The organism is Candidatus Foliamicus sp. (genome assembly GCF_965221325.1).
Taxonomy (GTDB): domain Bacteria; phylum Pseudomonadota; class Gammaproteobacteria; order Steroidobacterales; family Foliamicaceae; genus Foliamicus.
On sequence record NZ_OZ244880.1, the window covers coordinates 1929557 to 1949367 of the forward strand.

A 19811-nucleotide genomic window follows, 5' to 3' on the forward strand; every position below is an offset into this window, starting at 1 on the left:
TGGGAGGGAATTATGAAGAGCAGGCTCTTGGATTTCGCCAGGATGCGGATGGCAGCATTTTTGGCAATGGCTGCAGCCTTGGCTGCGCCGACTGTCCTGCATGCTCAGGATGCGAATGACGACGACGATGTCGAGCTGGGCGGGGTTGTTGTAACGGGCACCCGCCTGAAAGGCGTTGATCCGGCGTCGCCACGTATCACGATTACGCGCGAGCAGATCGAACGCGGCGGCTATGCGAGCATTGAAGATGTGCTGCGCAACCTGCCGCAGAACCTGGGATCGGGGAACGCTGCAGCGACCCAGCTCTTCCAAGGCGAGTACGGCAGCACTCGCGTGCCATACGGCGCGACGCTGGGCGCCAGCGGCGTCAACCTTCGGGGGCTTGGCACCCGCTCGACGCTGGTGCTGATTAATGGCCGTCGCAAGGCTCGCTCATCGCTGGACGTTCAGGATCTGCTGACCGACACCTCGTCGATCCCTCTGGCGCAGGTCGAGCGCATCGAGATTGTCACCGACGGCGCCTCGGCGATCTATGGCGCCGATGCCGTGGCAGGCGTGGTGAACGTCATTCTGCGTGACGATTACGACGGTCTGAACCTGGGTTTGCGCACCGAGACCGCAAGCAACGATTCCCGCCGTGACCGAATTGACCTGGGCCACACCGTTAGTTGGGACAGCGGTTACTTCACAAGCTCGGTCAACCTTGAGCAGACCGAGCCGAGTAATCCGAACAAGCTGATCCGCGTGGGCGCGGATGGTGTGGGCGATTTCACCGATGTCGGGGGTATCAACCGGCGCGTTTACGGCATAGGCCCGGCAGGTCAGGGGTCGGTGCTATCGGTGGTCTCGATAGTACGCCCGTGGGGGGCCGTGTCCCGGTATGCGGGCGAAGTGATTGACGGCCCGAACCCTTTCCTGCCCCGAGATCCCGCAACGGGCGACATCCTCGGTCCACGGGACCCGGGTGTGCCGTCGGTTTTCTACGAAGAGGACCTGGGCCCGGAAGTGCAGCGCTACTCGTTCCGCTTCAATGGTGAGCAGCGCTTCGGCGAGTCGCAAAAGCTGAGCCTTGAGTTCAACTACGACAACCAGCAGGACGACAACCACCTCGGATTCAATACCGTAGCCTTCAACGGCACCAACCCCCGCGGCTGGCAAGGTAGCCTGCTGGTACCAAGGGCCGGCGGAGGCTCTCAACGACTCAACGGTGCGCCAAATTACCTGTTCCTGACGGCCACCAACCCGAACAATCCGTACGACCAGGAGGTGCTGGTCGGGTACGACATGCTGGCCGAGTCGGAACTGATCGCGGCGGAGGCGCTCCCGATCGCAAGCGAACTGGAAAACACCTTAGTGAGCCTGGGCCTGGACGGCGACCTGCCGTTCGACGGCTGGACCTACGACGTGAGCGGCAGCCTGAGCCGCGAAGAATCTGTTTCTCGAAACTACTTGGGTGACCCTTTCGACAACGCATCAATAAACATGATCGCCGAGCAATTCGATCCGTTCTCGGGCGATGCGGCGGCGGTAGCAAACAACGCTGCGCTATTGACTGCGCCACTGGACATCACTGACAGTGACGCCGTCAACAAGACTTACCAGTACACAGCGTTTGCGTCGGGGCCAGTGTTCCGCATGCCGGCTGGCGAAGTACAACTGGGCCTGGGGTTGGAGGTACGCGAGAGCGAGGCCGAGAGCGTGTACGTATCTACCAATTTTGACGGCAGCCCCGTGCTGAACGCGTTCACCGGCGAGCCTCGCGAGCCGTTCACAATCGGACCCAACACGGAATCGGTGGAAGCGGCGTTTGCGGAAGTTGCGGTCCCGTTGCTGAAGGATCGCCCGGGCTTTCGCGAGTTGACGCTCACGGCTGCCGCTCGTTACGAGGACTACGATCGATCTGGATTCATCAATGCCTCGAACTTTGACGGCATCAGTTCAATCGACGGCATCAATCTGGCCGACTTGGTCGGAGGCGTCGCGGCTGACGCGCAAGGCTTCATAAGCGGCGTGCAACAAAGCGTTACCTACGACAACACCTCGCCCTCGTTCGGTCTGATCTGGCGGCTCACGAACAATCTTGCGCTCAAGGCCACCAACGGCGAGTCGTTCCTGACGCCGCTCAGTTCGCAGTTGTACGGCACCGTCACAATACTTGAGGCTACCGGCAATCCGTTTGTCAATCCGTTCTTCCTCAACCCCGTGCCGCCTTACACGTGGTTAATCGCCCTGTATGGCTCGAATCCATCATTGCAGCCGCAGACGGCAACCACCACGACTATTACGCTGGAGTACTCGCCCGCATGGATGCAGGGGCTGGACATCACGGTGACCTGGTCGGATCAGGCTTACGACAACTTCATTTCCACGCCGTCTGCGATCCCTGAAGAAGATCTCGTGGCGAACTTCGAGCGGCTACCCGAGATCTTCATTCTCGGCGACACCAACACGATCATCTACGATCGCCGTGAGTTGAACCTGTCTAGCAACGTATCCAAGACCATCGACTTCCTCGTGGACTACCGCTTCGCCACGAGCTATGGCGACTGGGGCATCCACCTGAACGCGGTGCGCACCCTGGAAACCGCGCGGCAATTGGTGCCGTTCATCCCCGAAGTCGATATTTCCGACACCGAGCGCGGGCCCAGCCGCTGGACGTCTAATCTCCGGCTTACCTGGAACTACGGCGCATGGAACGTAACGACGGAAACGTTCTACTCAAGCTCGACTATGTTGCTGGAGCCAACCAGCGCGTCCGTTATCCTGCCAGGCGAGCGTTTTCGCAGATTTGACGATCTGCCGGTCAACGAAAGTCCGCAAACGCAAGCCGCTTCGTACACCCGCACGGACGTGCAATTGGGCTGGACGGCATCGGCCGACTCCGGCTGGCTTCAGGGCCTGCGGGTGGCTATTGGGGCGCAGAACGTGTTCGAGCCAGACCCGCCGTTCGTCGATAATCGCAGCGGTTTTGCAGCCAATCGCGTGTTCGCCTCCGGGCGTGTCCTGTACCTCAACCTCCACAAGGATTTCGATCTGTAAGACAAGCTTCCCGCCAACGTTCCTGTCGCAAGCTTGAGGGGTCTCGGCTTAACGGGCGCGCGTCCCGGACCGCTCGCGGCAACGCAGCCTCGGCAGGCTGCGATGACCACTATGCGCGGGACTTCGAAGACTACAATGCGGCCATGGAGAGCGAGTGCGCATGAATGAGGAAGCACCGGCGGAAGGCGTTCAGGGTCTGGAGCAGGGGCTCAAGGAGCTGGAGCAGATCGTGGTGCGCCTGGAAAAGGGCGACCTGCCGCTGGCCGAAGCGATCAAGCAGTTCGAGCGCGGCGTGGAACTCACCCGGCACTGCCAGAGCGCGCTGAAGAAGGCCGAGCAGAAGGTTCAGGTGCTGAGCGAAGGCATGCTCGAGAACGTGGACCCGCAAGCGCTGGAGAAAGACGACACCGGCAGCGCCCCACTCTTCTAGGGCTTGGTGACGCTGTCTAATTCGGCGGCCACGGCCTCGGCAGCTTCCAGTACGCGCAGCAAGTTGCCGCCCCAGAGCTTGGCGATCTGATCCTCGGTGTAGCCGCGGCGCACCAGCTCCACCGTCACATTGAGCGTTTCGCCGGCGCTGTCCCAGCCGTCAATGCCGCCGCCGCCGTTGAAGTCGGATGAAATACCCACGTGGTCGATACCGATCCGCTCCACCGCGTAGTCCACGTGGTCGATCAGGTGCGTTACCGAGGCTCGGGGCGGCATGCGGGTGATCTCGCCGAGGCGCGCATAATAGGTTTGGCGCTGCTCGGTGGTCATGCGCGCGAAGTCGGCGGGGCTGGCAAGGTTCATCTCGCGGTATAGCGCGCCCATGGCCGCAACTTTTTCGGGCGGCGGCCGGCGCAGGTAGGAGTCGAAGGCAACGATCTGCGCCACGCCGCCGTTGTCCCGAATCGCGAGCAAGGTCTCGTCGTTCAAATTCCGGGCATGCGAAAAGGCACCCTTGACGGCGGAATGCGAGGCCATGACCGGCGCTTTCGACATTTCGAGCACATCCATCGCTGTTGCTTCCGAGGCGTGGGATATGTCCACGATCATGCCCAGTGCATTGGCGCGCCGCACCGCCGCGCGGCCGAACTCGCTCAAGCCTCCGTGCTCGGCCGCCGAGTCGCCCAGCGAGAAGTTGGGTACGGCGGAGTCGCCGAGGTCGTTGTGGCCGTTATGCACAAGGCCTAGGTAGCGGGCGCCGAAGTCGTAATGCACATTCAGCAGCTCGAGGTCCCGGCCGATCGAGAAACCGTTTTCGATGCCGATCAGCGCCACGCGCCGGCCTTCGCCATGAATCCTGCGCACATCCGCCGCGCTGCGGGCCAGTCCGATGCGGTCGGAATAGTCGTGATCGGTCATGCGGCGAATGGCCGCGTACTTGGTAAACGCATCGGCGATTGCGCGCGCATAGCCGGCCTCGGTGCGGGCGCGCTGCATCACGAAAACGATGAAAAACGCCGCATCAAGTCCGCCCCGCTCCATGCCCGGTAGATCGACCTGCTGGCCGGGTGGCTTGGCCTGCGCCGGGTCGTATGCCTCGGTACCGAAGTCCGGCGGAATATCGACGTGGGTGTCGATGGTAATCACCCGGTCATGAATGCCCCGGGCGCGTTCCATCAGCTCGGCGCCGCTGTCAGCAACGACTGCTCCCGAAACCAATCCCGCCAGCAAGATCGCTCCTATCTGTCTGCCCGTTTGCCGCATAGCTTCAACATGCCTTAGGCAAAATGCCGCGGAAAGAATACCGCAAGTGCGCACAAGAGGACGCCAAGGACAGATTTCAAGCTTGACAAACAGGACTTGGGCGTGGTGTGCTAGCTCCCCTGTTTGGCTACCTCTCAGTCGTTTTGAGTAGCGACGACATCCCACTACCTGCCCTGCTGGGCACTTTCTTTCTGCTGCTGGTCCTGTCGGCCTTCTTCTCGGGCACCGAAACCGCGCTCATGCGCGTCAATCGGTACAAGCTCAAGCACCGAGCCCGCGAAGGCAATCGCGGCGCAAAGCTCGCGGAACTGCTGCTGAGCCGCCCCGACCGGCTGCTCGGCCTGATCCTGTTCGGCAACAACCTGGTGATCTTCTTCGCCGCATTCATATGGACAATGCTCACCTTGCGGGTGGGCGGCGTGATGGGGGCCGCGGTCGGCACCATTCTGCTGACGCTTATCGTGCTGGTGTTTGCGGAAGTGGCGCCCAAGACCTGGGCGGCGGCGCGCCCCGAAACGCTGGCGCTGATTTCCAGCCGCATCTATTACCCGCTGCAGAAGCTACTGTGGCCGATTGTCTGGGCAATAAACCTGATCGGCGGCCTGCTTGTGCGTATGGCAGGCGTACGCCCTGGCAAGGACGACGAACAGGACCTCACCGTGGCCGAGTTGCGCACGCTGGTGACCGAGTCGGGCGGCCGCATCCCGAGCAGGCGGCGGCAGATGCTGCTGGCGGTGCTGGAACTCGAAGCGCTCACGATAGAGGACATCATGACGCCGCGCAGCGAGATCGAGGCCATCGACCTGGACGGAGAGTGGCCGGAAATCATGCGTCAGCTTCGCGCAAGCTCGCATTCGGTGCTGCCCTGCTTTCGAGGACAACTCGATACAGTGGCGGGCATGCTGCATGTGCGCAGGCTGCTGCAGGCCAACGGCTCCGACGGGCTGAACCCCCAGCGGCTCGAAGAGTTTCTCGAAACGCCCCGCTACGTTTTCGAACACACGTCTCTGGCGCGCATGTTCTCCGACTTTCGCCGGGGTGGCGGCGCAACCTCCCTGGTGGTTGACGAGTACGGCGACATCCAGGGGCTGGTAAGCGTGCAGGATCTCTTGGGCGAAATTTCCGGCGGCCTGATCGGTGACAGCGCCCAGGACGCGGAGGAAGACGAAATACAACCCGACGGCAGCGGCGGCTGGCTGGTTGACGCCGGCGCCAGCATTCGGCTGCTCAACCGGCGCATGAGTTGGCGGTTGCCCACATACGGTCCCAAGACCCTCAACGGCCTGATAGTCGATAAACTGGGCGCCATACCGGAGCGCGGGCAGCAGTTTGAACTGGCCGGATTCCCGATGGAAATTGTGGAGACTTCCGAGAGTGCCGTCGACCGGGTGCGCGTTATGCGCGCCGCCAATCCCGACCCGGCGCAGACAACCATCACAACAGCCGGATCATAGCCATGCTTGCCATTCTTTCGCCTGCCAAGTCGCTGGACTTCGAGTCGAAACTGCCGCGCGGCGCGCACACCATTCCCGAATTTCTCGACGATTCCGCGCAATTGGTGGAGCGGTTGCGGGAATTCACGCCGCGGGACCTGTCACAAATGATGGGTGTCAGCGACAAGCTGGCGCAACTGAATTCCGACCGCTACGCGGCCTGGAAGCAGCCTTTCAGCCGCCGTAACGCGCGGCCGGCAGCGCTGGCGTTCAACGGCGACGCCTACCAGGGGCTGCGCGCCTGGGAATTTTCCGGGCGCGACCTGGGCTGGGCGCAACGCCACTTGCGCATCCTGTCCGGGCTGCATGGCGTGCTGCGGCCGCTGGACCTGATTCAGCCCTACAGGCTGGAAATGTCCACACCGCTCGACACGGGAGCAGGTCCCGATCTGTACGCCTTCTGGGGCGAGCGGTTGACCGGGGCGATTCGCCAGGCAGTGCATGCCAGCGGCACGCCGGTGCTCGTGAACCTGGCCTCCAAGGAATACTTCAGCGCGCTTGATTTCGACGCGCTGGATGCGCGGGTGATTACCCCGCGGTTTCTGGATTTCCGCGGTGGCAAGTACCGCTTCGTGAGTTTTCTCGGCAAGCGGGCGCGCGGCATGATGGCGCGATTCATCATCGAGCGGCGAATGCGTTTCGCCAAGGGGCTGCTCGAATTCTCCGAGGGCGGCTACCGCTACGATCCGGAGCGTTCGACCCGCGACCAGCCGACCTTCGTTCGCGACCCGCTGTAGATCAGACCCGAGGCAAAGCGCTAAGCGCCTCTTCCAGGCGCTTGACCACCGATATCTCCATGCCGGCTATCGGTTTACGCGGTCGGTTGGCCGCCGGGATCATGGCCTGCTGGAACCCGAGCTTGGCGGCTTCCCGCAAGCGCTCCTCGCCGTAGGGAGCGGGGCGCACCTCGCCGGAAAGCCCGATCTCGCCAAACAAGATTAGGCCCTCGGGCAGAGCCTGGTTGCTCACGCTCGACCAGACCGCCGCCGCCACCGCAAGGTCGGCTGCGGTTTCCGTTATCCGCAGACCGCCCACGAAGTTGACGAACACGTCGCGATCGTAGGCGCTAACGGCCGAATGCCTGGCCAGTACAGCCATCAGCATGGCCAGACGATCGCGGTCCATGCCGGGGCTGACCCGGCGCGCCAGACCGGCGCCGGCATCGGATACCAGCGCCTGAACTTCCAGCAGCATGGGCCGGCTGCCCTCATGGCAGGCCGTAACGGCACTGCCCGGCGCTCCGGCCTGACGGCCGGCGAGAAAAATGGCCGATGGATTGCGCACCTGCTTCAGGCCGGCGGAATCCATCACAAACACGCCGAGTTCGTTCACCGCGCCAAAGCGATTCTTTACCGAACGCAAAAGCCGAAACCTGCTGCCGGACTCGCTTTCGAAGTACAAGACCACATCCACCATGTGCTCCAGCATGCGCGGGCCGGCGATCTGACCCTCCTTGGTGACATGCCCCACCAGCGTAACCGCGATTCCCTGGGTCTTGGCCAAGCGCACCAGGGCGGCCGTGCATTCACGCAACTGCGCCGGCGAGCCGGGCGCGGAGCCGACCGCGGCGAGACTCAAGGTTTGCACGGAATCGATAATCAGCCATTCGGGCCGTTCGGATTCGGCAGCCGCGAGGATGGCGTCCAGCGACGTCTCGGCAATGGCACGCAGACCGGCCTGCGCAAGACCCAGCCTCCGCGCCCGCAAGGAAAGCTGTTGCAGCGATTCTTCGCCTGTCACATAGAGGGTCCGCGCGCTTGCGGGATTGACGCCGGCCACCTGCAGAAGAATGGTGGACTTGCCGATTCCGGGATCGCCGCCAAGCAGCACTGCCGAACCCTTTACCAATCCGCCGCCAAGCACCCGGTCGAACTCGGCGAGCCCGGTAGGCAGGCGCTGGTCGGGTTCCGCCGTGACTTCGCTGAGTTGCGCGGCCTCTGCCGGGGCTCCGGCACTGTGACTGCCCTTTGCTGCGCCTGGACTGCCGCGCAACGTATTCCAGGCTCCGCAAGCGCCGCACTGCCCCTGCCACTTGAGGCTCTCGGCGCCGCACTCGGTACAAAAATATGCAGCGTTCTTCAAACTGACCTCATCGGGCGGGAGGATTAAGCCGCGCTTCCATGGCGGCCATTATCGCCACGATGCGCCCTGAGCCGAGTCGCAGAGCAAAAAGTCGGTTTTTCAGCTTGCAACCCCCACCAACAGGGGCAAATCGTATATTCTTGCGCCTTCGCTGCGAACGGTTCCCTAAGCCGGAGTGATTTCCAATACTGGTTCCAGCCCCCGTCAATGGGTGGAGGAGGTTGCTCGCCTGACGCGGCCCGACCGCATACAGTGGTGCGGCGGCTCACAAGAGGAATACGACGCCCTCGTAGCCTTGCTGGTGCGCGACGGCGGGCTTATTCCCCTCAACGGCGGCACGTTCAGCAACTGTTATCTGCACCGCTCCGACCCGGCCGATGTAGCCCGGGTCGAGAACCTCACCTTTGTCTGCACCACGGACCGCGAAGACGCGGGTCCCAACAACAACTGGATGGCGCCGGACGAAGCCCACAAGCTGCTCGACGGCTTGTTCGAAGGCTGCATGCAAGGGCGGACGATGTACGTAATCCCCTATTGCATGGGGCCCATCGATTCGCCGCTGGCGCGCTGCGGCATAGAGGTCACGGACAGCGCCTACGTGGCGGTGAACATGCAGTTGATGACCCGCATGGGGAATCCGGCGCTGGAGCGGATCGAGCGAGAAGGCCGGTTTGTGAAGGGCATGCATTCCATCGGCCAACTCGACCCGAAGCGCCGCTACATCATGCATTTCCCCGAAGAGCTGAGTATTCGCAGCTTCGGTTCCGGATACGGAGGCAACGCGCTGCTGGGCAAGAAGTGTCACGCGCTGCGGATCGCCAGTTGGCAGGCGCGCCAGGAGGGCTGGCTGGCCGAACACATGCTCATCGTGGAGATCGAGAACCCGGCAGGCGAGAAACACTATGTGGCCGCAGCGTTTCCGTCCGCTTGCGGCAAGACCAACCTGGCCATGCTGATCCCACCCGAAGAACTGCGCGGCTGGAAGGTGCGCACGATCGGCGACGATATCGCCTGGCTGCACCTCGACGCGGACGGCGTATTGCGCGCCATCAACCCGGAAGCGGGCTATTTCGGGGTGGTGCCGGGCACCAACCGGCATACCAACCACAACGCATTCGAGATGATTCAGCGGGATGCGATCTTTACCAACGTAGGCGTGACCGGCGACATGCAGCCCTGGTGGGAAGGGCGCAAGGAAGGCGCGCCGGCCACCAACTGGAAGGGCGAACCGGCAAGGGACGGCGAACCTGCCGCACACCCGAATGCGCGCTTCACGGTAGCCGCGCACCGCAATCCCAGCTACTCGCCGATGGCCGAACACCATGCGGGGGTGCCGATCTCGGCGCTGATCTTCGGCGGACGGCGTTCGCGGCTGGCGCCGCTGGTGATGGAAGCGCGCGACTGGCGCCATGGCGTGTTGATGGGCGCCGCCATGGCTTCGGAATCCACGGCTGCATCGAGCGATTCCGGCAACGGGCTGCGGCGCGATCCGATGGCCATGAAACCGTTTTGCGGCTACAACTTTGCCGACTACTGGGCGCACTGGCTCAGTTTCGCCGGGCGCAGCGACAAGCTGCCGGGCATCTACCACGTCAACTGGTTCCGGCAAGACGCGGCCGGTGAATACCTCTGGCCCGGGTTCGGCGAGAACCTGCGCGTGTTGCAATGGATACTTGACCGGTGCGAGGGACGCGCCGACGCGCGCCAGACTCCGGTGGGCAATCTGCCGCGGCGCAAGGACCTCAACCTGAAGGGACTGGATATCGAACCGGGAGCCCTCGACGGGCTGCTGGAAGTGGACGCTGCGGGCTGGCGCGAGGAAATGCGCGGCATAGCCGAGTACCTGAAACAGTATGGGGAACGCTTGCCCGAAGAACTGCTGCGCGAGCACACGCGCGTAGCCCGCGCTCTGGGCTGATAGTCACGGAGTAGGGAAAGTCCGGCCCGCGAAAAGGAGCCGGCGAATCAGGCGGCGTTCTTCAGGTTCGCCGGAATGCAACGCAGCAATACATGGGCGCCGCTAGCCGGCGCGGCGGCGTGGCGAGCCAGCGCCCGACGCCAATCTCCGGCGCCCGGCTGCCCCGCATACAAGCCGGCCATGTGGCGGGTAATCGCACCTAGCTTCAGTTCTTGCTGCTCCTCGCGGCAGGCATACTCGACCATGGCCTCGACCACCTCTTCGCGCGTGCGCCGTATCGAACTCTGCGCCGACAGCTCGGACAACAGCCAGGGATTGGAATAAGCCGCCCGGCCCAGCATCACGCCGTCCACGTGTTCGAGATGCGCACGAACAGCGGCAGTTTCGGAAATACCGCCGTTCAGCACCACGGGCAAGCCGCGCAGTTCCCGCTTGAGCCGGTAAACCACCTCGTATCGTAGTGGCGGTACACTGCGGTTCTGCTTCGGCGAAAGCCCTTCCAAAACGGCGATGCGCGCATGCACGGCCAGCGCCGCAGCGCCGGCCTCCTGCACGGCCCGCGCAAAGGCAAGCAGGTGCGCAAAACCAAACCTGTGATTGGTGCCGATCCGTGTCTTGACCGTGACCGGACATCCTGCCGCGCTTTGTCGCATGGCGGCCACGCACTCGGCTACCTGCTCCGGTTCGTGCATCAGGCAAGCACCGAAGCGTCCGGCGCGCACACGGGGACTGGGGCAGCCTACGTTCAGGTTGATCTCGTTGAAGCCGGCCTGCGCCGCGCGTTCGGCAGCCTGCGCGAGCGCATCTGGATCGCTCCCGCCGAGCTGCAACGCTAACGGCCTTTCCGCCGCATAGTGCGCGAGAAAGTCATCGCCGCGGGCATGCAGGACGGCCTGAGCGTGGACCATTTCCGTATAGAGGCCCGCGTCCGGAGCCAGTAGCCGATGGAAAAAGCGGCAGTGCCGATCGGTGCGCTGCATCATCGGCGCCACCGAAATGCGGCAAGCAGCCGGATAGGCCGCGGACTCAGCAGCCATCGATAGTGGCCTGCACCAGGAAGCGAACCACCTCGTGCAACGCTTCCTGTTCGGTGGCGCCGGCTTGAAGCGCCTGATTGTAGGTAGCCAACTGCATGCTGGCGCTGGTGCCGCGCTCAAGGATTGTGCGGGCGTGTCCGATCTCCGATGCGCAATCGAAGTATTCGGCATCCTGGCGCACCAGCGCTATGAGTTCTTCGAGCAGCTCCGCGAACGGCGCCATGCTGCCCTTGCCGAAATCCAGCAGCCGGTCGGTAGGACCGTAGCGCATCGCCCGCCAGCGGTTTTCCTCCAGCAGCAAGAGGTTGTAGCTGCGCCAGCGACTGTTGCTTATGCGAAGGCGCCAGAGCATGCGTATCAGACAGACGCAAAAGGCGGTCAGACAAACGGTGTCCTCGACGAAGGTGCAAAGATCGAAGATGCGCGTTTCCAGGGTCGGAAAGCGGGCGCTGGGGCGCACGTCCCACCAGATCATCGACGAATCCTCGATGACCTGGGCGCGAACCAGCGTATCGACATGGCGCTGATAGTCGCTCCAACTGCTGAATTCTTCCGGCAAGCCAGTGCGCGGCAGGCCGGAAAAAATCGTCAGGCGGAAACTGTTCAGGCCCGTATCGTCGCCTTCCCAGAATGGCGAGGACGCGCTCAGCGCGAGCAGGTGGGGAAGGAAATAGCGGAACTGGTTCATCAGGTCCACGCGCAGGTCCTTGTCGTCGATTCCCACGTGTACGTGCATGCCGCAAATCAGCATGCGCCGGGCCGTGGCCTGCATTTCGTGCTGCAAAGTCATGTAGCGCTGCGAGGGAGTCTGCTTCTGATCGCGCCACAGGGCCGAGGGATGCGTCGAGGCCGCAATGATCCGCATCCCGAATTGCTCCGCCACGGCATTGATCTCGCGCCGCTGGCGGGTCAGTTCGCTGCGAACTTCGGCGATGCTTGCGCATACCTTGGTGGCTGTCTCCACCTGAGCGCGCATCAGTTCGTTCACCACCTGGCCTTCCACCTGCTGCTGGCAGGCCGGCATGAATCCCTCGGGCGGATCGACCGAGAGCTCCAGCGTCTCGGCATCAACGAGCAGGTACTCTTCTTCCACGCCTAGCGTGAAACTGGGCTGATCCCGCAGCATGCTCATCGGCGGCGCTCCAATCCCCCCAAGGCGCTCATTCTATTGCTCGCTCAAGCCTGGGGCGGCTCAGTTTGTCCCCAGGCGCTCTCCCAGCAGCGCGGGAAGCGCAGCCAGCGCCTCGTCCAGCGCCGCGCCGCGCGGCCCGCCGCCCTGCGCAAAGTCGGCGCGGCCGCCACCCTTGCCGCCCAGGCGTTCGGACACGGAGCGCGCCAGGTCGCGAGCCGGTGCGCGTTCTTCCAGCGCCTTGCTCACGCCGGCCACCACGCGCGCCTTGCCGCTGGCGTCACAGGCGCCCAGCACTACCACGGCCGGTGCAAACTGGTCCCGGTAGCGGTCCACAGCGCCGCGCATGGTGTGGATATCCGCGTCCTCATCAAGCCGCAAGGCCACGAGATTGACGCCCGCGATCCGCGTGACCGGCGTGGCGCCCGCCGCGCCGCCTTCGGCGAGTTTGGCCTGTGCCTGGGCGAGCTTCTTTTCCAGCTCCCGGGTGCGATTCATAAGCGCGGCCAGCTTTTCCTCCGAATCGTCCACCCCGCCCTTGAGCAATCCCGCGAGGCGATCCATCCTGTGGCGCAGGTTGCGCATGAATTGCAGCGCCTGCCGGCCGGTAACCGCCTCGATCCGCCGCACGCCTGCCGCCACCGAAGATTCGGAAACGATAGCAAAAGCACCGATATCACCGGTGCGTTCCACGTGCGTTCCACCACACAGCTCGATGGAGTAGTCGCCCAGCTTCAGCACCCGCACGCGGTCGGCGTAGTCTTCCCCGGCCATCGCCAAGGCGCCGGCCTCGATAGCTTCGTCGAGGGGCATCTCGATGGTCTCCGCCGCACGGTTGGCGCGAATCTGCGCGTTGACTTCGTCCTCGATGTGCTCGAGCTCAGCCTGCGAAACGGCCTCGAAATGCGAGAAATCGAACCGCAAACGGTCGGGCGCCACCAGCGAGCCCTTCTGCGCGACATGCGCACCCAGCACCTTGCGCAAGGCCGCGTTCATCAGGTGCGTGGCCGAGTGGTTCAGAACGGTTGCGCGTCGCCGCGCGGCGTCAACGGTGGCGGCAAGCTCCACGCCCACACGAACGACACCTTGCGCCACGACGCCGATATGCACGCAGCCGGCTCCGCCGCGCTGCGTGTCCGTCACCTCGAGCCGGCAGTCCGAACCGGCCAGAATTCCAGCATCGCCGACCTGCCCGCCGCCTTCCGCGTAAAACGGCGTACGGTCCAGCGCCACTTCGACCGCCTCGCCCTCGCCCGCTTGCTCCACCGCCTGGCCCTTGACCCAAATCGCGGTCACTCGGCCGGTGTCCTGAACCCGCTCGTAACCCGTGAAACGAGTTTCGGGAATCGTCTTGCCTTCGGCGCCCGCATCCGTGGGCGCAGACTCAGCGCCATGTGCAGCTTTGCTCCGCTGCCCCGCGCTACTCATCGCGGAGCTTCCGCGCGAGCGTCCGCGCTGCTCGTCCATCGCTTCCGCATACTCCGCCATGTCCACCGTCATGCCCCGCTCGCGCGCGATATCTGCGGTGAGATCGACCGGAAAACCGTAGGTGTCGTACAAGACGAACGCCAAGCGACCCGGAACGCGCTTGTTTTTCACTTTCTCCAGCGACCGGTTCAGGTGCCGCAGGCCCTGCTCCAGCGTGGCTGCGAACCGCTCCTCTTCCGAGCGCAGCACGCGCTCCGTGAGCGGTTGCGATTCGGTCAGTTGCGGATAGGCCTCGGACATGGCCTGCACCAGCGGCTCCACCATGCGGTGCATAAAGGTATCGCGCATGCCCAGGTCGTGACCGTGGCGCAAAGCGCGCCGAACAATGCGGCGCAGCACATAGCCGCGGCCTTCGTTCGACGGAAAAACGCCATCGTTGACCAGGAAAACCGCAGCCCGAGCATGGTCGGCGATCACTTTCAGCGAACTGGACGCGAGATCGCCGGCGCCGGTAACCGAGGCGGCCGCGGCAATGAGGTCGCGGAACAGATCAATGTCGTAGTTGCTGGCGCGTCCCTGCAGCACCGCCGCCATGCGCTCCAGACCCATGCCGGTGTCCACCGAAGGCTTGGGCAAGGGCGTCAGGCTGCCGTCGGCGGCGCGGTCGTACTGCATGAACACGAGGTTCCAGATTTCGACGAACCGATCGCCCTCGTCCTCGCCCTCCCCGGGCGGGCTGCCGGCAATTTGCGGGCCGTGGTCGAAGAATATCTCCGAACAGGGCCCGCAGGGCCCCGTGTCGCCCATCGACCAGAAATTGCCGCTGGCTCCCAGCCGCGCTATGCGCGAGTCGTCCAGGCCTGCCTCTTCGCGCCAGCACTGCGCGGCTTCGTCGTCGTCTTCGAAAATCGTGACCAGCAGCTTCTCGGCCGGCAAGCCCAACTCCCGGGTCACGAACTCCCAGGCAAGGCGCACCGCGCGGCGCTTGAAGTAGTCGCCGAAGCTGAAGTTTCCAAGCATCTCGAAGAATGTGTGGTGGCGGGCGGTGTAACCCACGTTCTCAAGGTCGTTATGCTTGCCCCCGGCCCTCAGGCAGCGCTGCACGGTAACGGCGCGCGGATAAGGCGCCGGCTCCCGCCCCAGAAACACGTCCTTGAACTGCACCATCCCGGCATTGGTGAACAGGAGCGTGGGATCGTTGTGCGGAACCAGCGACGAGCCGGGCACGTGACGGTGGTCATGGCCGGCGAAATAATCGACGAAGGCCGAGCGCAGTTCGCCGACTTTCATGGGGAACCGTCCGTAAGCAGCGCACTCGCCACCTGGCCCGAAGAAAAGCCCCGCCCCTGCAGAAACCGCGCCTGACGCGCCAGCTCGGCGCGTCCGGCAGGCGCGGAGTCGCCGAAACGCCGCCGACGCGCTGCCGCCGCGCATTGATCCCAATCAACCTCGGCGCCGCTCAGCGCCGCATCGATCAGGCCCGACTGTACGCCACGCTGCATCAGTTGGGCGCGTATCTTGAGCGGCCCCTGGCCGCGTTCGCGGCGCGACCGCAGGAAGGCTTCGGCAAAGCGCTGATCGCTCAGCAATCCGCGCTCCACCAATTCATTGAGCGCAGCCTCGATAGCGCTTGGGTCGTAACCGCGCCCGGCAAGCTTGCCGCGCAGCTCGCTTACGGAATGCTCGCGCCGCGCGAGCAACTTCAGCCCCGCGTCCAGCGGGTTGGCCAAGCGCTCACGCACTCGCGGCCCCGGCTGGCTCCTCCGCTGTGCGTTCCGCGTCCCGAATCAGCCCCTCCAGCTCGTCGGCCACCTCGCTATTGTCGTCAAGGTAGCTGCGGGCCTTTTCCTTGCCCTGGCCGATATGGGCGTCCTTGTAGCTGTACCAGGCTCCGGACTTGACGATCAGGTTCTTCGCCAAACCCAGGTCGATGAGCTCTCCTGCGCGTGAAACGCCATATTGGCTGCCGGTGAAAAGAATGTCGAATTCGGCCATCTTGAACGGCGGAGCCAGCTTGTTCTTCACCACCTTCACGCGGGTGCGATTGCCGATCACTTCGTCGCCGCGCTTGATCGCGCCGATGCGCCGGATGTCAAGGCGCACGGACGAATAGAACTTCAGCGCGTTGCCGCCGGTGGTGGTTTCCGGATTGCCGAACATCACGCCGATCTTCATGCGCAGTTGGTTGATGAAGATCACGATGGTGTTGGAGCGCTTGATATTGCCGGTCAGCTTGCGCAGCGCCTGCGACATCAGGCGGGCGTGCAGGCCCACATGACTGTCGCCCATTTCGCCCTCGATTTCGGCCTTGGGCGTAAGCGCGGCCACCGAATCGACGACTACCACGTCCACTGCGCCAGAACGCACCAGCATGTCGGTGATCTCCAGTGCCTGTTCGCCCGTGTCGGGCTGCGAAACCAGCAAGTCGTCCACGTTGATGCCCAAACGCCGCGCATACACCGGGTCGAGAGCATGCTCGGCATCCACGAAGGCGGCGGTGCCGCCGGCTTTCTGGCATTGCGCCACCGCGCTCAAGGTAAGCGTGGTCTTGCCCGAAGCCTCGGGACCGAAGATCTCCACCACTCGTCCGCGCGGAAGCCCGCCTATGCCCAGCGCGAGGTCCAGCGCCAGGCTCCCGGTAGAAATCACCTCCACGTCATGCACCGCGCCGGCGCCGCCCAGCCGCATGACAGAGCCTTTGCCGTATTGCTTCTCGATTTGCGACAGCGCCGCTGCCAATGCCCGTTCGCGATTGTCGTTCATCTTGCTCTGCACTCCGGCATCCGTCACCAAAAGGCGATTATTCCACAGCTCGCCCGCATTGCATTGCCGCAATGCTGCGGGTTGGTGCACATATAGCGCAGCGAGCTATTGCTTGCAGTCATGTTCGACCAGCAGACGCAAGCTCTGTCAGCCTTGGGGCGCTTCGCGCAAGCGTTCGAGCAGGCCGTTCAGCGCGCGCTCCACCGACTGCGCGCGCACGGCCTGACGGTCGCCGTCAAAGCGCGTCGAATCCGCATCGCACCAGCCGTTGCGCGCGGCCCAAGCGAAGGCTACGGTGCCTACCGGGCGGGTCAACGTGCCGCCCGCAGGGCCGGCAATGCCGGTCACCGACAGGCTCCAGTCGGTGCGCGCATGCCGAATGGCGCCCTTGGCCATCTCGATGGCCGTCTCGATGCTTACCGCGCCGTGTGCGCGCAGGGTTTCCGCGCGCACGCCCAGCAGGCGCTGCTTGGCTTCGTTGGAATAGGTCACGAAGCCGGCAGAAAACCAGCCGGAACTGCCCGGAAGGCCGGTAATCGCCATGCCGGCCCAGCCGCCGGTGCAGGACTCGGCCACCGCCAGCGTTTCCTCGCGCTGCAGCAGCACGGCCCCGAGCTCCGCCACCAGCGCATCAATCTTCGAGCGCGTCACCGCTCGTCCCCGGCGCCTTCTTCGGCAAGCCGTTTCAGTTCATAGACGAGGTCCAACGCTTCGCGGGGACTGAGTTGCTCCGGGTCCACGTCCGCCAGCAACTGCTGCGCTGCGGCGGGTTCGGCCTCCTGCGGCCTGAGGTCCAATTGCGGCTGCACGCGCGCACGCTCCACGAGCCGCCCGGAGCGCTCTTCGAGTTCGCGCAAGGTCTTGCGCGCGGACGCGATGACCGGCCGCGGCACGCCGGCCAGGGCCGCCACCTGCAGGCCATAGCTGCGGTCCGCCGGCCCCTCGCGCAGCGAATACAGGAACACCAGCGTTCCGGCGTGCTCGACCGCGTCGAGATGCACGTTCGCGCAGCCCGCGACGGTTTCGGGCAAGGCCGTCAGCTCGAAGTAATGGGTGGCGAACAGCGTGAAACAACGCAGACGTTCGGCGATGTGCACCGCGGCCGCCCAGGCCAGGGACAGGCCGTCATAAGTACTGGTGCCGCGGCCCACCTCGTCCATGAGCACCAGGCTTTGCGCGGTAGCGTTGTTGAGGATGCTGGCGGTTTCCGTCATCTCCACCATGAAGGTGGAGCGCCCGCCGGCCAGGTCGTCGCCGGCGCCGATGCGAGTGAATACGCGATCCAGCGGGCCGATTTCGGCCGCGGCCGCCGGCACATAGCTGCCGATATGCGCGAGGATCGCAATCAGCGCCACCTGGCGCATGTAGGTGGACTTGCCGCCCATGTTGGGCCCGGTCACGATCAGCATACGGGTCGCGTCATCCAGCGCCAGGTCGTTGGGAATGAACTCGCTGTCTAGAGCACGTTCCACCACTGGGTGCCGGCCGGCAGTAAGCCGTATGCCCGGTTGCTCGGTGAGTTGCGGCTTGACGTAACCGAGTTCCAGCGAACGCGCCGCCAGGTTCGCCAGCACGTCGGTTTCCGCCAGCGCGGCAGCCAGCTCCTGCCAGGCGGCCAGCCACTGCGACAGTTCATCCAGCAATTCCTCGAACAGCCGCGCTTCCAGCTCCAGAGCGCGTTCGCGGGCGCTCAGCACCCGGTGCTCGAACTGCTTCAGTTCCGGCGTGATATAGCGCTCGGAGTGCTTGAGCGTCTGCCGGCGGATGAAGTGCTCCGGGGCCTCTTGCGCCTGGCTCTTGCGCAACTCTATGAAATAGCCGTGCACCCGGTTATACCCCAGCCGCAGGTTTGCGATGCCGCTGCGTTCGCGCTCCGCTGCTTCGAGCTCCTGCAAGGATGCGTCGGCGTTGCTGCTGAGCTGCCGCAACTCGTCCAGCTCGGCGTTGTATGCGGCCGCTATCACCTGCCCGTCCCGAATCCTGGGGGCGGGTTGTTCGGCAATGGCCCTTTCCAGCAGTTCCAGACCGTCCGGTGGGGGCTGCATGCGCTCCGCCAGTGCGCCCAGGAGCGGCGAGTCCAGGGACGCCAGGCGCTCGCGCACGGCCGGCGTAGCGTTTAGCGCGGCGCGCAACTGCTCAAGATCGCGCGGACGTGCGCTGCGTATCGCCAGGCGCGCCAGCACCCGCTCCAGATCGCCGACCTTGCGCAGGACGGAACGCCAATCGTGGCTGGTTTCGCGCAGAATTTCCAGCGCCTGGTAACGTTCCCGGAGCGTCGTGTGCGAGCGCAAGGGACGCTGAATCCAGCGCCGCAGCAGCCGACTGCCCATCGGCGTGGCGCAATGATCGAGCACACCCGCCAGCGTATGCTCGTCGCGTCCCGACAGCGAGCGGTCCAGTTCCAGGTTGCGGCGAGTGGCTGCGTCCATCAGCAGCGCGTCGCTGCTGCGCTCCACATGCAGCGTTCGCACATGCGGCAAAGCGCCCCGCTGCGTGTCCTTGACGTAGTCCAGCAAACACCCGGCGGCAGCGATAGCGCGGTCCATACCTTCGATGCCGAAGCCGTCAAGACTATTCACCCGGAACTGCTCGGCAAGCGCCTTTCTCGCAGATGACACGCTGAACTGCCAACTCCGCCGCTCGTGAACTGCCGGCGCGTCCGGTAGGGAATCGGGCAGGCGGGCGCCTTCGCTAACCAGCACTTCGGCAGGCCGCAAGCGCTGCATCTCGCCTTGCAGGTCCTCGCTGCTCGCACATTCGGCCACCGAGAAGCTCCCGGAACTCAGTTCCATCCAGGCCAGCCCATAGCTTCCGCCGTTCTGATACACCGCGGCCACGAGATTGTCGGCGCCGCTGTCCAGCAGGGCCTCGTCGGTCAGGGTGCCGGGCGTCACCAGCCGTACAACCTCGCGTTTCACCGGGCCGCCCGAAGGCTTGGGCCGGCCTATCTGCTCGCAAATGGCGATCGACTCGCCCATGTGCGCGAGGCGGGCGATATAGGAATCGGCGGAATGCACGGGCACGCCGGCCATGGGAATCGCCTCGCCCTTGGATTGCCCGCGGCTGGTCAGCACGATGTCGAGCAGCGTGGCGGCCCGCGTGGCGTCTTCGAAGAACATCTCGTAGAAGTCGCCCATCCGATAGAACAGGAGCGAATCCGGATGCTGCGCCTTGATGCGCAGATACTGCTGCATGACCGGCGTATGTGCCGCCAGCGGCCGCACGCCGGC

The 19811-nt window shown here is 64.3% G+C and carries 14 protein-coding genes; 5 read left to right on the forward strand and 9 right to left on the reverse strand.

Features of this window, described 5'->3' with window-relative positions:
- Positions 1-12: 12 nt before the first annotated feature.
- Both ACWCOO_RS08270 and ACWCOO_RS08275 read left to right on the forward strand, forming a co-directional pair.
- Positions 13-3039, forward strand: a complete 3027-nt coding sequence (locus tag ACWCOO_RS08270; protein WP_446830518.1) for a TonB-dependent receptor plug domain-containing protein — start codon at positions 13-15, stop codon at positions 3037-3039.
- 160 nt (positions 3040-3199) lie between these two features.
- Positions 3200-3469, forward strand: coding sequence for an exodeoxyribonuclease VII small subunit (locus ACWCOO_RS08275; RefSeq protein WP_446830519.1), 270 nt, complete (start codon positions 3200-3202; stop codon positions 3467-3469).
- Here ACWCOO_RS08275 and ACWCOO_RS08280 read toward each other — a convergent pair.
- Positions 3466-4731: a dipeptidase gene (locus tag ACWCOO_RS08280; protein WP_446830520.1), complete on the reverse strand. Its 1266-nt coding sequence runs from the start codon at positions 4729-4731 to the stop codon at positions 3466-3468. The genes ACWCOO_RS08275 and ACWCOO_RS08280 overlap by 4 nt on opposite strands.
- Before the next feature lie 143 nt (positions 4732-4874).
- On the opposite strand from ACWCOO_RS08280, the gene ACWCOO_RS08285 reads away from it, so the two are divergent.
- Both ACWCOO_RS08285 and yaaA read left to right on the forward strand, forming a co-directional pair.
- Positions 4875-6185, forward strand: coding sequence for an HlyC/CorC family transporter (locus ACWCOO_RS08285; protein ID WP_446830521.1), 1311 nt, complete (start codon positions 4875-4877; stop codon positions 6183-6185).
- Positions 6186-6187: 2 nt separating this feature from the next.
- Positions 6188-6961 (forward strand): peroxide stress protein YaaA, encoded by a 774-nt coding sequence (gene yaaA / locus ACWCOO_RS08290; RefSeq protein WP_446830522.1) that lies wholly within the window; start codon positions 6188-6190, stop codon positions 6959-6961.
- 1 nt (position 6962) lies between these two features.
- Here yaaA and radA read toward each other — a convergent pair whose 3' ends face one another.
- The gene (gene radA, locus ACWCOO_RS08295) at positions 6963-8306 is read right to left on the reverse strand and encodes a DNA repair protein RadA (protein WP_446830523.1); all 1344 of its coding nucleotides are present in this window, start codon (positions 8304-8306) and stop codon (positions 6963-6965) included.
- 178 nt (positions 8307-8484) lie between these two features.
- Between radA and ACWCOO_RS08300 the strand changes: the two genes are divergently transcribed.
- Complete coding sequence (locus ACWCOO_RS08300; protein ID WP_446832024.1) at positions 8485-10224, forward strand: phosphoenolpyruvate carboxykinase (GTP); 1740 nt, start codon at positions 8485-8487, stop codon at positions 10222-10224.
- A gap of 47 nt (positions 10225-10271) precedes the next feature.
- Here the strand turns inward: ACWCOO_RS08300 and dusA are convergent, their stop codons facing one another.
- The 7 genes from dusA to mutS all read right to left on the reverse strand — a co-directional run bounded on the left by dusA (position 10272) and on the right by mutS (position 19775).
- Positions 10272-11261: a tRNA dihydrouridine(20/20a) synthase DusA gene (gene dusA / locus ACWCOO_RS08305; protein ID WP_446830524.1), complete on the reverse strand. Its 990-nt coding sequence runs from the start codon at positions 11259-11261 to the stop codon at positions 10272-10274.
- On the reverse strand, positions 11251-12387 hold the full coding sequence (locus ACWCOO_RS08310; protein ID WP_446832025.1) for a carboxylate-amine ligase: 1137 nt from the start codon (positions 12385-12387) through the stop codon (positions 11251-11253). Before ACWCOO_RS08310 ends, dusA begins: the two co-directional genes overlap by 11 nt.
- Before the next feature lie 66 nt (positions 12388-12453).
- Entirely contained in the window at positions 12454-15108 is a 2655-nt protein-coding gene (gene alaS / locus ACWCOO_RS08315; protein WP_446830525.1) for an alanine--tRNA ligase, read from the reverse strand.
- On the reverse strand, positions 15105-15560 hold the full coding sequence (locus ACWCOO_RS08320; RefSeq protein WP_446830526.1) for a regulatory protein RecX: 456 nt from the start codon (positions 15558-15560) through the stop codon (positions 15105-15107). The genes alaS and ACWCOO_RS08320 overlap by 4 nt, the downstream gene beginning before the upstream one ends.
- Positions 15553-16581, reverse strand: coding sequence for a recombinase RecA (gene recA / locus ACWCOO_RS08325; protein WP_446832026.1), 1029 nt, complete (start codon positions 16579-16581; stop codon positions 15553-15555). Before recA ends, ACWCOO_RS08320 begins: the two co-directional genes overlap by 8 nt.
- Before the next feature lie 147 nt (positions 16582-16728).
- Complete coding sequence (locus ACWCOO_RS08330) at positions 16729-17232, reverse strand: CinA family protein (protein ID WP_446830527.1); 504 nt, start codon at positions 17230-17232, stop codon at positions 16729-16731.
- Positions 17229-19775 carry a DNA mismatch repair protein MutS gene (gene mutS, locus ACWCOO_RS08335; RefSeq protein ID WP_446832027.1) on the reverse strand — a complete coding sequence of 849 codons (2547 nt, stop codon included), beginning with the start codon at positions 19773-19775 and terminating at the stop codon, positions 17229-17231. Before mutS ends, ACWCOO_RS08330 begins: the two co-directional genes overlap by 4 nt.
- Positions 19776-19811: the final 36 nt, after the last annotated feature.